The 13283-nt window shown below is 44.4% G+C and carries 9 protein-coding genes and 3 pseudogenes; 6 read left to right on the top strand and 6 right to left on the bottom strand.

What is annotated here, in order from left to right:
- The first annotated feature begins 174 nt into the window (after window positions 1-174).
- Window positions 175-699 (top strand): hypothetical protein, encoded by a 525-nt coding sequence (locus EAE30_RS00480; RefSeq protein WP_123014171.1) that lies wholly within the window; start codon window positions 175-177, stop codon window positions 697-699.
- Here the strand turns inward: EAE30_RS00480 and luxQ are convergent.
- The 3 genes and pseudogenes from luxQ to EAE30_RS00465 form a co-directional block, all read right to left on the bottom strand.
- Complete coding sequence (gene luxQ / locus EAE30_RS00475) at window positions 696-3275, bottom strand: quorum-sensing autoinducer 2 sensor kinase/phosphatase LuxQ (protein ID WP_123014170.1); 2580 nt, start codon at window positions 3273-3275, stop codon at window positions 696-698. The genes EAE30_RS00480 and luxQ overlap by 4 nt on opposite strands.
- An 11-nt stretch (window positions 3276-3286) precedes the next feature.
- On the bottom strand, window positions 3287-4390 hold the full coding sequence (locus tag EAE30_RS00470) for a substrate-binding domain-containing protein (RefSeq protein ID WP_123014169.1): 1104 nt from the start codon (window positions 4388-4390) through the stop codon (window positions 3287-3289).
- Between the two features lie 183 nt (window positions 4391-4573).
- Window positions 4574-4750 (bottom strand): annotated as a pseudogene (locus tag EAE30_RS00465) (conjugal transfer protein TraF); the annotation flags it as partial.
- Between the two features lie 313 nt (window positions 4751-5063).
- On the opposite strand from EAE30_RS00465, the pseudogene tnpA reads away from it, so the two are divergent.
- The 5 genes and pseudogenes from tnpA to ltrA all read left to right on the top strand — a co-directional run bounded on the left by tnpA (window position 5064) and on the right by ltrA (window position 9486).
- Window positions 5064-5384 (top strand): annotated as a pseudogene (tnpA, locus tag EAE30_RS00460) (IS66 family insertion sequence element accessory protein TnpA).
- The gene (gene tnpB, locus EAE30_RS00455) at window positions 5381-5734 is read left to right on the top strand and encodes an IS66 family insertion sequence element accessory protein TnpB (protein WP_164711753.1); all 354 of its coding nucleotides are present in this window, start codon (window positions 5381-5383) and stop codon (window positions 5732-5734) included. Before tnpA ends, tnpB begins: the two are co-directional and overlap by 4 nt.
- A gap of 59 nt (window positions 5735-5793) precedes the next feature.
- Window positions 5794-6006, top strand: a pseudogene (locus EAE30_RS00450) (IS66 family transposase); the annotation flags it as partial.
- A gap of 237 nt (window positions 6007-6243) precedes the next feature.
- Window positions 6244-7336 (top strand): IS3 family transposase gene (locus tag EAE30_RS00445; protein ID WP_241967552.1). Its coding sequence is split into 2 segments (ribosomal slippage): window positions 6244-6498 and window positions 6500-7336, totalling 1092 coding nucleotides; the frame shifts between segments, so codons are not numbered across the junction.
- Window positions 7337-8013: 677 nt separating this feature from the next.
- A complete protein-coding gene (gene ltrA, locus EAE30_RS00440; protein WP_123014168.1) occupies window positions 8014-9486 on the top strand; it encodes a group II intron reverse transcriptase/maturase in 1473 nt (490 codons plus the stop codon).
- 654 nt (window positions 9487-10140) lie between these two features.
- Here the strand turns inward: ltrA and EAE30_RS00430 are convergent.
- From EAE30_RS00430 to EAE30_RS00420, 3 genes are all read right to left on the bottom strand, one after another.
- Complete coding sequence (locus EAE30_RS00430; protein ID WP_123014167.1) at window positions 10141-10440, bottom strand: nitrate- and nitrite sensing domain-containing protein; 300 nt, start codon at window positions 10438-10440, stop codon at window positions 10141-10143.
- A gap of 45 nt (window positions 10441-10485) precedes the next feature.
- Window positions 10486-10875: a SirB2 family protein gene (locus EAE30_RS00425; protein ID WP_164711752.1), complete on the bottom strand. Its 390-nt coding sequence runs from the start codon at window positions 10873-10875 to the stop codon at window positions 10486-10488.
- 73 nt (window positions 10876-10948) lie between these two features.
- Window positions 10949-13276 (bottom strand): nitric-oxide reductase large subunit, encoded by a 2328-nt coding sequence (locus EAE30_RS00420; protein WP_199287024.1) that lies wholly within the window; start codon window positions 13274-13276, stop codon window positions 10949-10951.
- Between the last annotated feature and the right edge of the window lie 7 nt (window positions 13277-13283).

The following is a 13283-nucleotide window of genomic DNA, read 5'->3' as shown; positions in this document are numbered from 1 at the left end:
CAATCGTCTAGACTCAATAGTTAGACACTAAGCCTGACACTGATACCAATAAAAAATCGGCTTAATATTCAGGTTATAGATAAACTACAAGACAAAAACACGAGTATCTTAGATACTATCAGTTACTTGGCATATATTCGTTATTACTATGTACAATCAGGATAGACATTGATCATGCTACAAAAAACAACGTTCGTCGTAGCCACGGCCCTCGCGCTTTTCTTACCGACTACCGCGCTTGCGAATAACTTTGAATATAACTATTTAGAAGTCCGGACCACCGTTAGCCCACAATCATCAGGCATCGAATTAAGTAACTATTTCACTGAAAATTCACACTTTATTTTACGCGGTGACTCTCGTTTTAGCAGCGATTGGGATCTGGCTGGTGGGGTGGGTTTTAATGGCCCCTTTGGCAATTTTGTCGATATTTATGGGCAGGCTTTAATCCATCAAATTCGTGAACAAGGATTTAGCGATAGCAAAGACTCCACCGATATTGAAATCAGCTTAGGGGCACGTGCTTGGTTGGCGCCTCAGTTGGAAGGCGCTATCCGATTAGGTAAGCTTGCTGAACACTCGATATTTATCGTAGGGCTGCGCTTTCACTCCACCGATCAGCTCTCAATAGCCGTAGAAAGTCGCAATGCCGGGATTTGGGGGCCTCAATTAGGTCTTGGGGTGCGATTTACCTATTAATGTGTCGATGATGGGGTGCGCTGTACATACTTTGTTTTAAAGTGACGCAGCGCTCGATATAAATTGAGTTCTTTAATGGGCTTGACTAACACGTACTCGGCCCCTGCCGCGATGAAAGCATCTCGGGTATCCCCCATGCCATCGGCAGTACAGGCATACACTACCACGGGTAATTGTAATTCTTGCTTAATACGCTGAGTGGCTTCAACCCCGCCTAAATGCGGTAATTGGTTATCCATCAACACTAAATCATAATGCTGGTTTTTTAGCTTTTCAATCGCTTGAATGCCATTAGTCACCCAATCGGTGTGAATATTGTATTTCTCACAAAATGTCCGAGCAATAAACGCATTGGTATGATTATCTTCGACTAGGAGTACCTCAATGGGATGCTCAAATAAGGCAAAGTCGATCTCATCAGGCGCCACCACCGGTAAAGAATGAGCATGTGAAATCACCGTTAATGGAATGAATAACGAAAATTGCGTGCCTTCATTCATGGCAGAGGTCACCTTTATCTCTCCATCGAGCATGTCTAGTAAGTTTTTCACAATAGACAATCCCAGACCACTGCCGCCGTACTCACGGGTATTGGGCGCCCCGACCTGCATAAAGGGTTCAAACACCACGTTTAAATCGTCTTCATTGATGCCAATCCCAGTGTCGCGCACATCGACACTCAAGTAGGTAGATTCGGGACTTTCATGCACACGCATATCGACATCAATACGGCCTTCATGAGTGAACTTAGTCGAATTATTAAGAAGGTTAAAAAGAATTTGGTTAATCCGAACTTGGTCATTGCGCACGTACATCGTGTCAGGAATGTTGCTCGTCACATTCAAGCTCAAGTGTTTTTCACGACACAACGGCTGATAGATTTGCTCGATGGTCATCGCTAAATCCGCTAAACGAAATTCCGTCGGTTTCAGTGTGAACTTACCTTGCTCAATACGAGAAAAATCAAGAATATCGCTTAATACGGCCAGTAAATGCTCACCACTACTGCACAAAACCTTCACTTGTTCGATCTGTTCTTTGGTTTTCACCGTACGCTGCAATAACTGTGAAACCCCGATAATCCCATTAAGTGGCGTGCGTAATTCATGGCTCATTTGTGCTAAAAAGTCCGCACGTAAGCGCGCTGACTCTTCCGCTTCTTTACGTGCTAGGCGACTTTGTTTTTCTGCTTCTAGAATCGTTGTGATGTCATGCCCCTGCGCGATTACAGAAGTAATTTCATCATTAACGGTGATCGGAGATAGGTTCCACCGAAACATTTTATCTCCGAGCTTGGTCAATACAGACTCCGTTTGTAACCCTTGGGTCGTATCTCGAACCATGGTCTGTAGCTGCTCAGCTAACGCGGTATACAATGTTTTACCATTTTCGTATTGGTTTAAGCACTCATCTCGCGCTGAAGGGTTCATTTTGATTAACGAACCATCGGCCGACCACAACAACATGGGAGACGTGGTGTAGTTAAACAAATCTTCGAATTGTTTTTCTTGATCGGCTAAACGAGAAAAGGTTTGTTCCAATGTGCGGCCAAAATGATCAAACTCATATATCACGGAACCAGGGAAGGATTTGTCGTCCCCTTGATTCGCGACTTGATGGGTGTATGACATTAAGCGGCTTATTTCACATTCAATACGCCGTTGCAACCACCAACGAGTAACAAAAGCAACAATAGCCATGGCAACCAGTGCGAACGCCATCCAAAAGTAATAACTGTTTCTTAATGATAAAGCGTTGTGGTTATTTTGTACCGAGTAGACTTTCAAATAGGTCGAGACTCCTTCGACCATTAATGTCGCACTACTGACCATATACTGGTTGTAGATGCCTTGATCTTGTTTCGAATCAATAATGTCCGTCGCTTGATACGCCTCGCGTCCACTCAAAGTCGATGCCAAAACATGCTTTCCGGCCGTCATGATAAGGCTTTCAGAATTGCTGCCATCGCGCATGGTTTCAAGCAAGGCATAGTTGTTATTTAATACAATACCGGCATAAAGAAACCCACTGACCTGCCCTGTTTCTTGATCCACCATCGGTGAGCGCCGCATCAACAAATACATGGTTTTTAACTGTGAGGGAGACGCAACAAGGTGCCAATTACTGTTAAACGCCACTCGGTTGATGATTTTCGATAGACTCTTGCCAACAATGCCATAAAACTGTGCGTTGCCGTCATCCCACACCAAGCCGTTCGTGGTGGTGATAAAACGAATATCTGGGGTATTGGTAATCTCAAGTTGATCGACACGATTAAAATATTGATCAATGGCTCTTAATTGATGGTTCTCGATCAAACTCACTAAGCTTTGACTTTGCGCGCTACTATCTTGGTGAATTTGTAGGGTAGACAAGCGATAATCAAACAAACTCTGCACTAAATTGCTCGTTTGCCGAGACGTTCGTTTGACTTCCTGAGACATAATACGACTACTGATTTGATAACTTTGAAACAACACACTCAAAATTAACACGCCAAGCACAATGATAATCGCGTAACTGACAAAGTTCGCGATGTGCTTTTTCGGTTTAATTATCTTTTCTTGCTGCATCATATCGTCAGATCTCAACGGTCAGAGTAGCGAAAAGCTTGCTTCTCTAACTGACGAATACGCTCTGGACTGTCTTCTTTGGTCACCAGTTGAAACTGGCCAGAGTAGACAGTAGGGACAGGTTTGCCTTCTAAATCCAGTTTGATGGCTTCGGCCATAGCCACCCCGGTATCGTCGTTCATGCGCATGACTGTCGCATCCAACTTACCCGCGAGAATCGCGTTTAACTCAGCCGTACCACCGCCCCATCCATTAAGCTTAATGTGCTGCTTGCCACGCTTTTCTAACGCTTTCATTGCCCCTAAGGCAATATCAGTAGAGCACGCGTAAATAAATTGGATATTCGAATCCGTGTCCAAAATGTGCATCGTGGCATCGTAGCCACCTTGTTCCGTGGCATCAGTATAATACGAGTCCATTAACTGGTAATTGCCGCGTTGATGCATCTGTTCAATAAACGTATCACCTCGTGCTGCACTGATGTAGCCTTCTGAATAATACAACATGGCATAGCGACTGTCCGTCGGCTCGACTTGGCTGAAATAATCCGCAAGACGCTTCGTTCCCATCTCATGGTCAAAGCCAACATACATCATTGGCTGATGATCCTTCCAGGCTTTCACCGGTGTCGTGATATTTTGCAACATGATCTTGGTTGCCGAAGACTGAAGTACATGTTCAATAAACTTGCGATGCCGTACCGTATTGAGCGTGAAAATTAAATATTGAGACTTATCTTTCAGTGCTTCCATTAAAGATAAACTTTGTTGGCGAGCATCGACATTGGGCCGAGTGAACACTTGATTAATGGTGTAACGAATTCCAAGCTCTTCCATACGTAATTCAAACGCCTTGATATTACGTACCCAGTAATCAGAGACTTGGCTACCCGGATAAATAACAGAAATGGTGACTGGCTTTTGCTGTGGCCGATTCAATGGCACCGCCGGTTGATGAACCATATCACTCAAGCTCTGGGTCAGTGTTTGCTGTTCAGGGTTCAGTTCGAGATATTCTTGGTAGTGCCAGTATCCTTTGAGACTTTGTGATGCATCAGTAGGCAAGCTCATCACAACACTCAAGCCACATACTAAAAGGGAAGAAATAATTTTAATCATGTCACTCTCGTCTCACGCCAAAAATACAAAGTACCACCGACTCTTCTCAGCAGACTTCCTATTCCTAGATATATGGAATCAAAACAGCGTAACGATTATGAAACATAAGGAAAACAAATGATAGTACGGATAGTAAAAAAGCGTCACTACCCGCACTAAATTTTTGATGTATGAAAGCGTGCGTTAGAAAGTAAAGGCTAAATTGGCAGCAACCCCCATTTGCTGGGCATTGGCATAGCTGCCCCCGATATCCAAACTCACGACATCTCCGGGACTAATACCGATCCCTGCAGTGACGGCGTTATCCATATTATCCTGCAAATCGATGGCGTAACCTGCACGCAATTGTGCCCATCCCCATTAACCTTGATAATAATCATGACAAAAATAAAGATTTTTTTATTTTTTATAATATAATTCATATGGTTACAATGTAAAAACCCATTAATTATATTGTAATAAAAAAAGATCATAATTTTTAACCCCCTTAAATCTTGACATGAGGGTAAATTTACGAATCATCCAGAACAAGCATATCTGGCACTTCGCCTAGATGGTTAACGGTTAGAACATGGCTGCCCAAACTGTCTTTTATAAGCGCGTCATAAACCCCACATTCTAATCAATCTCGGTACGCCCTAAGATCAAACCTCAAACTACAAGGAGATCTGAAATGGCAAAGCGGCGTACCGACCAAGAATGGCAAACTCTGTTCGAGCAATACGAATCCAGTCAACTCTCTCAGCGTGTGTTCTGCGAGCGCCATGATCTGAGTCTTTCGACCTTCTAAACAAAGCGTCAACAATTGCAGTGCTCTGGCCAATCCCGAACTGGTAGCTTTATCAAAGCTGAAATCGTCGAAAAAACGACACGCTACCAGATGACTCAAACACCGATTGCCAACATGACATTATTTATTAATGACGTTGAACTCAGCATCCCCCAGGGAACACCTGCCTCGTATCTGGCAGAGTTAATCGAAGCACTGTCATGAAACGAATGCTGATTGCTCCGAATGTTTACCTGTATCGGGAGTTTGTGGATTTTAGAAAGTCCATCAATGGTCTGGCGGCGATTATTGAATCTGAAACCGAATTACCATTAGGAAGCGGTGCGCTGTTCCTGTTTACCAATAAACAACGCGACAAAATCAAAGTCTTGTATTGGGATAAAACAGGCTTCGCTCTGTGGTATAAGCGGCTGGAAAAAGCCAAATTCAAATGGCCCACTCAAGAGAAAAAGCAGGTATACACCCTGACTCAATTTGACCTAGACAGACTGTTATCTGGCTTCACTATAATCGGCCATAAGCCGATAAAAATAGACAGTTTTACAATGAGTTAATCTCGATAAAAGTCAGTTATACCAAGCCTTGGAGTGGTATTTTTAGTATAATAAATGCCATGAAAAAGACGCCTGATATAAACCCAGAAAGCCAAGACATCGCCGAGCTTCAAGCTATGGTGAAAGCGTTGATGTCTGAACAAAAAGGCTGGCAAGAAAAGGAGGCTCAATGGCAACAAGAGCGCCAATCCTTAATTGATCAATTTAAGCTCGCTCTTGACCGCCAGTTCGCTAAACGCTCGGAAGCGTTAAAACCTTATAATGAAGCGCAGGTGTAGGAGAGGAATAAAGTTTCATACTAAACAGTCAAGCAAACCTGCTCGATACGTTTAAGATTAAACATGATCAAAAATAAAGATTCATACTGATTGCTACCACCAAGTCCGAATCAAGCTACAACTGAGTATTAAAGTATCATACTCGCTTGGTGAGAAGTGGCCCCCGATTTTCGGACATGACTTTAAGTGATTGATCTGTTTTGATAGTACCCAAAAATACTGGAGCAGATTATGACTAGAAAACGTAGAAACCACTCTCCTGAGTTTAAAGCTAAGGTGGCATTAGCTGCTGCTAGAGGTGATAAAACTGTCGCTGAGTTAGCACAGAAGTACAACCTGCACCCCAACCAAATCTCAACATGGAAGAAAGAGTTGCTTGAAAATGCAGCCATGATCTTTGCCTCTGAAAGTCAGTTGGGCAAAGACAATTCCGAAGAAGTGGACAAACTCCACGCCAAGATCGGTCAGTTGACCATGGAAAATGATTTTTTGGCGAAAGTGTTCGCTGGATAAATCCACCAAACTACCAATAAAGCGCCAGTGTGAGCTTCTCAATATTGCTCGGTCTACAGCTTACTATCAGCCCATTGGACTCTCTGCTGAGGAGATTGAATTGCGCCGTATGATTGACGAAATTCACCTTCAGTATCCGTTTATGGGCAGTAGGCGTATTCGAACCGAGCTGGCTAAAAAGGGACATAACGTCAATCGCAAGCGTATCGTTCGGATCATGCGTGATATGGGCATTGGAGCGATTTACCCCAAACCGAAAACGACACTGGCGAATAAAGCACACAAGGTCTACCCCTACCTGTTACGTGATATCGAAGTCACTTACCCAAACCAAGCTTGGGCTATTGATATCACGTACATCCCTATGGCTAAAGGGTTCTTGTACTTGGTTGCCATTATCGACTGGTATAGCCGCAAAGTGTTGTCCTGGCGGTTATCTAACACTATGGATACTAGCTTTTGTATCGAAGCTCTTGAAGAAGCGCTTCAACACTATGGGCCGCCTGATATCTTCAACTCAGATCAAGGCAGTCAGTTTACCAGTACTGAGTTCACACAGAAGTTAATCGATCATAACGTACGGATCAGCATGGATGGAAAAGGCCGCTGGATCGACAATGTTTTCATCGAGCGATTATGGCGAAGTCTGAAATATGAGGAGGTTTATTTAAAAGCTTATACCACGCCACGTGAAGCCGAACTTGAAATCGGCCACTACATGGTGTTTTATAATGAGGAGCGTAACCATCAAGGACTCAATGACCTCACCCCTGATGAAGCCTACTTCGGCAGGCAGAGATACGCGGCATGAGCTGGATCAACCACTTAAGGAATGAGCTTATGTGTCCAACCATTGGGGTCCACTTCTGTGATCACATAAAGTATCATACTCGTTGTAACTCATTTCTGGACGTGCGACGTGAAGTCGTATGAAGCGCTGTTCACCGCTCAACGAGTGAACCATCTGTATCACCAGATGAACCTAGGAGCCTGAATAAAGCAGCGGCTCTGACAATGTAATGAAGATTGGTCATATACCGATCGGGATTGAAATCGTGAGAGAACGATCCTCCTGATAACCACGGAATCGGGTAAGTGCTAGGTAGTCAGTATGATGAACATAAGTGAATCCGTGTAAGGTGCGTTATGTGATGAAGCAGCGGAAGTGGTTGATACGCTGTAGCCAAAAGGCAATGAGAGCAGGAAAGAGGTTGTCCAGTACTCTTTCGTGATCAATAAAGCTCTCCGCACCATAGCGGGCATCTACCCTGACATTGCGCAACATACGGAACACGGTAAGCCTGTATTACTCCCTATGGGAAAGCCTCTGTGGCCGATAGTAATGCAGGTAGAGGATGTTGGAAAAAGCGAAGGCTGCATTGTAACGATGCAGATACAGATTCATATCTGATCACGAAAGTGAGCTGACTTCCGACTGGTCTTCCGTTGCAAGAGAATTTGAAGAACTTTATTCAAGGAGAAACGCAAATGATAATTTCAAAAGAGATTAGTGCCTCTCCTGACAGTGTTCAATGGCAATCCATAAACTGGAAAGCTGTCGAAGCGCGTGTTTTAAAGCTTCAGATGCGTATTGCAAAGGCAACGAGAGATGGTAAACACGGCAAAGCGAAAGCATTGCAGTGGATACTGACTCACTCGCATTCGGCAAAACTTCTTGCTGTTAAGCGAGTATCACAAAACAAAGGCAGTAAAACGCCTGGAATAGACGGCGTTATCTGGAATACAGATACGCGCCGCATGAAAGCAGTCAATCAATTGAGCAGAAAAGCTTATCAAGCCAAACCGCTCAAGCGTATCTACATCCCCAAGAAAAACGGCAAGCTCAGACCACTGGGTATCCCGTGTATGTTCGATAGAGCGCAGCAAGCGCTTCATCTTCTTGCTCTGGAGCCAGTATCAGAAACACGTGCCGACCCTAACAGCTATGGATTCAGACCAAACCGCAGCACTGCCGATGCAATCGCACAGTGCTTCAAATGTCTGGCACTAAAGAAGTCAGCTCAGTGGGTACTTGAGGGAGATATCAAAGCCTGTTTCGACAAGATCGGGCATCAATGGCTTATGAATAACATTGCCGTAGATAAACGTATGTTAGAACAATGGCTAAAATCTGGCTTTATGGACAAAGGGTTGTTTTATCACTCTGACGAGGGGACACCGCAAGGTGGGGTCATATCCCCAACCTTGATGCTAATGACTCTTGCAGGGCTTGAGCAACGCATAAAGTCTACCGCACTCAAAAAGGGTGCAAGAGCCAACTTTATTGGATACGCAGACGATTTCGTCGTCACCTGTGCTTCAAAAGAAGTGCTGGAGAACGATATCAAACCGTTGATTGCCGAGTTCTTAGCAGAAAGGGGCTTAACACTATCCGAAGAGAAAACGCATATTACCCATATCAGTAATGGTTTTGACTTCCTAGGTTTTAACCATAGAAAGTACAAAGGGAAATTGCTCATCAAACCGAGCAAATCCAACACGCTACTGTTCTTGCGTAACTTGCGCGAACTCATCAAAAAGCACACAACCATCCCTGTTAACGATCTAATCAAGTTGATAAATCCGAAACTTAGGGGCTGGTCGAATTACTATCGACACTGCGTTGCTAAAAAGGTATTCGGATATGTAGGTCATAAGCTATTCCATGCGTTATGGCACTGGGCTAAAAGGCGTCATCCAACAAAGTCTACAAATTGGATTACCCACAAATATTTCCTTAACCGGAAAGGCCAATGGCAATTTCACGGTTGGCAGAAGATCATGGATATGGATTGCCAATTCAATCTCTTCCAAATAGCCAAAGTGCCTATAGAGAGACACGTGAAAATCCGAAGTGCAGCAACACCATTTGACCCTCAATACCGAGATTACTTGGCAAAGAGAAAGTCTAAAAGGCAAGCTCGTAACTCTTGGCTCGTTCCTGCTCTAACTGCTTTATAAGTTGCTGGGTATCATACGATGCCTTTGTGGAGGCTTGAGCCGTATGCAGTGAAAGTTGCACGTACGGTTCTTAGGGGGACGACACTTGGTAACAAGTGTCGTCTACCCGACAAAAATGAGTTTGGGGTGTTGGCAGCGATCTACCCTTCGGATAAGTTTTCATATCCCAAAATAACGAACGGCACCTCTTTCTGAGATGCCGGCCGTGGAAGATTTGGACAAAAGTTGGCATCTGCCATCGAATTTTCATAACATCGTCTGCATATTTAATCATAACCTGCATTTACGTGTCAGTTTCTGGACAATAAGCAACAAGCAATAAAACTTCATGTGTTATACCTTAATGTGCCTCATTTGATTGAACAGTTTCTGCAATTGCTTGGTTTAAATAACTTTCTATGAGACCGTGAATTTTCATTGTCTGTAGTTTGGTAGCTAGTTCAGTAACTAAGTAGTCGTAGTCTTGGTGTATGTATGGATGCACCTTGATCTTTTCTAGGGTTCGTTGTAATTCGGGCTCAATCTGTAGCGGAACAAAGTCGGGAGCTGGTTGCTTAGCGGGAAGTTGTTTGCGCCAGGAGTTAATCTGGGTGGCACAGATCCGTAGTGCTTTAGTGACCTGACCGATCCGATACTCTTCAAGTAGCTCAAGGGCTAAGCGGCGGAGTTCAAAAGAGCACCTGTACTTTTTCTCTGACTCTTTAGTGTACTGATAAATTTCAACCCGTTTGAGCCAACAAAACCTGATGTCGCCCCGCGCTCTTTTTGTAGTTCGTGCACAACCCGGCTTCCAACTATAGAAAGCTCAACCAATGGCTGAATCTGCTCTACAACTCTCTTGTTGTTAAGGACTTGATTTAACTGATAACCTGAAAAAAGTACTACTCCAAGCATCGGTAGCGATATCAATAGAAGCAACTTCATTCTAAAGCTAAGGTTGTGAATTGTTTTCAAGATTATATTTCCTTCGTCGATAGCCAAAATACGTATAAGGATCAGTTAAATTCCAAGCAAGCCTGGATTTTTGCTTACTGCAAGACTGAAAATGGCAATTAGCCAGCCTAAGGAAGCTGCGAAATAGAATAATCGGCTGTTAGGGCTTGAGGATTTGTTCATAGCCATGAGTCCACACAAAATGTAAAAAAAAATGGCTATTAGTTTGTAGGTCAACCACGGTGCTGCCTGAGTAAACGGAGTAAAGCCGGTTATAAATATCAAAGCGATACCGCTGGTAAGCAGTAAAGAGTCATTGATATGGGGGACTCGCTTCAACAGTATTGGGACTTCAGGCACTTGCTGAAGTCGGTAATATTTTAGAAAACGATATATATACAGGAGGACGCTGATCAATACTGTTAATAAATGAAACTGCTTTATTTCAAGATACATTTGAGCTCCTTGACGGTCTGAATCAGGGATCCAAAGCCCGGAACATAATGTCCGGACTTTGTTGTTAGTAGTACTAAGCAGTGACTTCTTTGTCTGTTGCTTTACCCCTTGCACTGAAGAAGAGCTTGGCAAAAAAGGCTGCAAGTAACAGTCCACCCATACCAAAGAGAACATCTCCCGGAACACGTAACCAGACAAACATTTCTACTAGTTCACTGTGAATGACTTCCGGCGAGCGGGCATACCAATAACCGTGGTCAATAACGGCAAAGAACTGGATAATGCCAACCGGCAGAAGAGACATAAATATCATTCCTGCCAAACCTACATTCAGTGACCAGAATGTCCATTTAAGCAGTTTATCGTCCCAGGCATTTGTGTCTCCGGTAAGACCTCGAAGACAGGTCAACATTAGGCCTATACCCAGCATTCCATATACGCCCATAAAAGCGCCATGTGCGTGAGTAGCTGTGGTATTCAGCCCCTGAATAAAGTACAGAGCAACTGGCGGGTTAATCAGGAAGCCAAGAACACCTGCGCCCACAAGGTTCCACAGTGCAGTCGCAACAAAGAACATGATTGCCCACTTGTAGCGAACCATCCATTGTGTTGCCTTCTGCATCCTATAAGTTCCTACTGCCTCAAAACCGATGAGCGCCAGTGGAACAACCTCAAGAGCAGAGAAGATAGAGCCCCATGCTATGACCGAAGTTGGTGTCCCTGTGAAGTACAGATGATGTAAAGTGCCAAGCAAACCACCTGTCAGGAATACAACGGTCGCGAACAGAACTGCACTATTCGCTGACTGCGCTCTAACCAGGCCAAGACGCACAAACATAAGTGCAATTACGGATGTTGCGAAGGTTTCAAAGAAGCCTTCTACCCACAGGTGAACGACCCACCAACGCCAGTACTCAGCGATTGCCAGGTTAGTATGCTTACCCTGGAACAAGCCAGCACCGTAGAACAGGCCGATAGCGACGCATGATGCATACAGAACCCAGATAACCGGCTTCATTTCACCATCTTTCGTTAGTGCCGGCTTAATCGCTGCGGTAACCAGAGCCAACCAAATAAGCAAGCCGACGAGGAGTAAGATCTGCCAGATACGTCCAAGGTCAATGTATTCCTGGCCCTGGTGTCCAACCCAGTAACTAAGATCAATGTCAAAGTACTGTTGAACCGCAGCCCATTCACCCGCCATAGAACCGAGTACAACGATAACCAGTGCGACCCAGAGCACATTTACCCCCAAACGCTGGAATTTAGGTTCGTAGCCAGAAAGAGCCGGAGCAATATATAATCCGGTTCCAAGCCAGGCTGTTGCTATCCAGAACACGGCCAATTGAGTATGCCAGGTACGGGTAACCGAGTAAGGCAAGATTTCTGCCAGAGGGATGCCATAAAACTCCTGACCTTCAACTGCATAGTGAGCAGTAATACCGCCAAGAAGAACCTGAAGCAGAAACAGCCCAACTGCTGTAATAAAATACTTGGTTAACGCTTTTTGAGAGGGTGTTGGTTTAAATCCAAATAGAGGATCTTCTTTTGGCATCTCAGGTAAATCATGCTCTTTCAGACTTGCGTGATACCAGGCAAGAGCACCTACACCAGCGATAAGAACAACAACACTTAAAATTGACCAGACGATATTATCAGAGGTCGGAGTGTTGCCGACGACTGGGTCAAATGGCCAGTTATTTGTGTAAGTATAGTTTTCTCCCGGACGCTCAGTTACTGCTGCCCACGCTCCCCAAAAGAAAAACGCAGTCAGTTTCTCGCGGTTCTCTTCTGAAGCAATGGTATTTTCCTTCATTGCATAGGCTTCGCGAGTCGGCTGGAAGTCAGGATTGTTGCCGAACAGGTTTACATAATAATCCTGTAGCTGTTTAACCGCTTCCGCACGCAAATCCGAGATGATGAGCTGTCCATCCTCGGGTTGAAACCTATTTGGTCGGATATCATCGCGAAGCAAACTTTCCAGCTTGGCTTTGTCTGCCTCACTTAGCTGCGAAAGAGGTTGTGAGAAATGTGTTTTCGCAGCGAGATCCAACCAGATTTCTGATTCACGATGTACCCAGTCGGCCGTCCAGTCAGGTGCAACATAAGAGCCGTGCCCCCAAATTGAGCCAAGCTGATGGCCACCCATGGTTCTCCAGACAAGTTGTCCGTCTTGAATGTCATCTTCGGTATAGATAGTTTCACCGCTCTCCGAAAGAACGGCGTTCGGTATTGGAGGGGCTTGTCGATAAATTTCACTTCCCAGGCTTAACAGAATAGCGAACGATACAACGCACATATTATCAAAGCAATCAGGGAAAACTTTTGTTTTGTCATGTTCTAGTCCTTTGCTGTTGTTAGAGACTTCCCACTGTCTATAACAACTATCATGCCAGAACATAACTTAT

The organism is Vibrio zhugei, assembly GCF_003716875.1.
Lineage (GTDB): Bacteria > Pseudomonadota > Gammaproteobacteria > Enterobacterales > Vibrionaceae > Vibrio > Vibrio zhugei.
The sequence above is the reverse complement of the archived record's forward strand: the minus strand, read 5'-3'. Positions and strand labels throughout refer to the sequence as shown.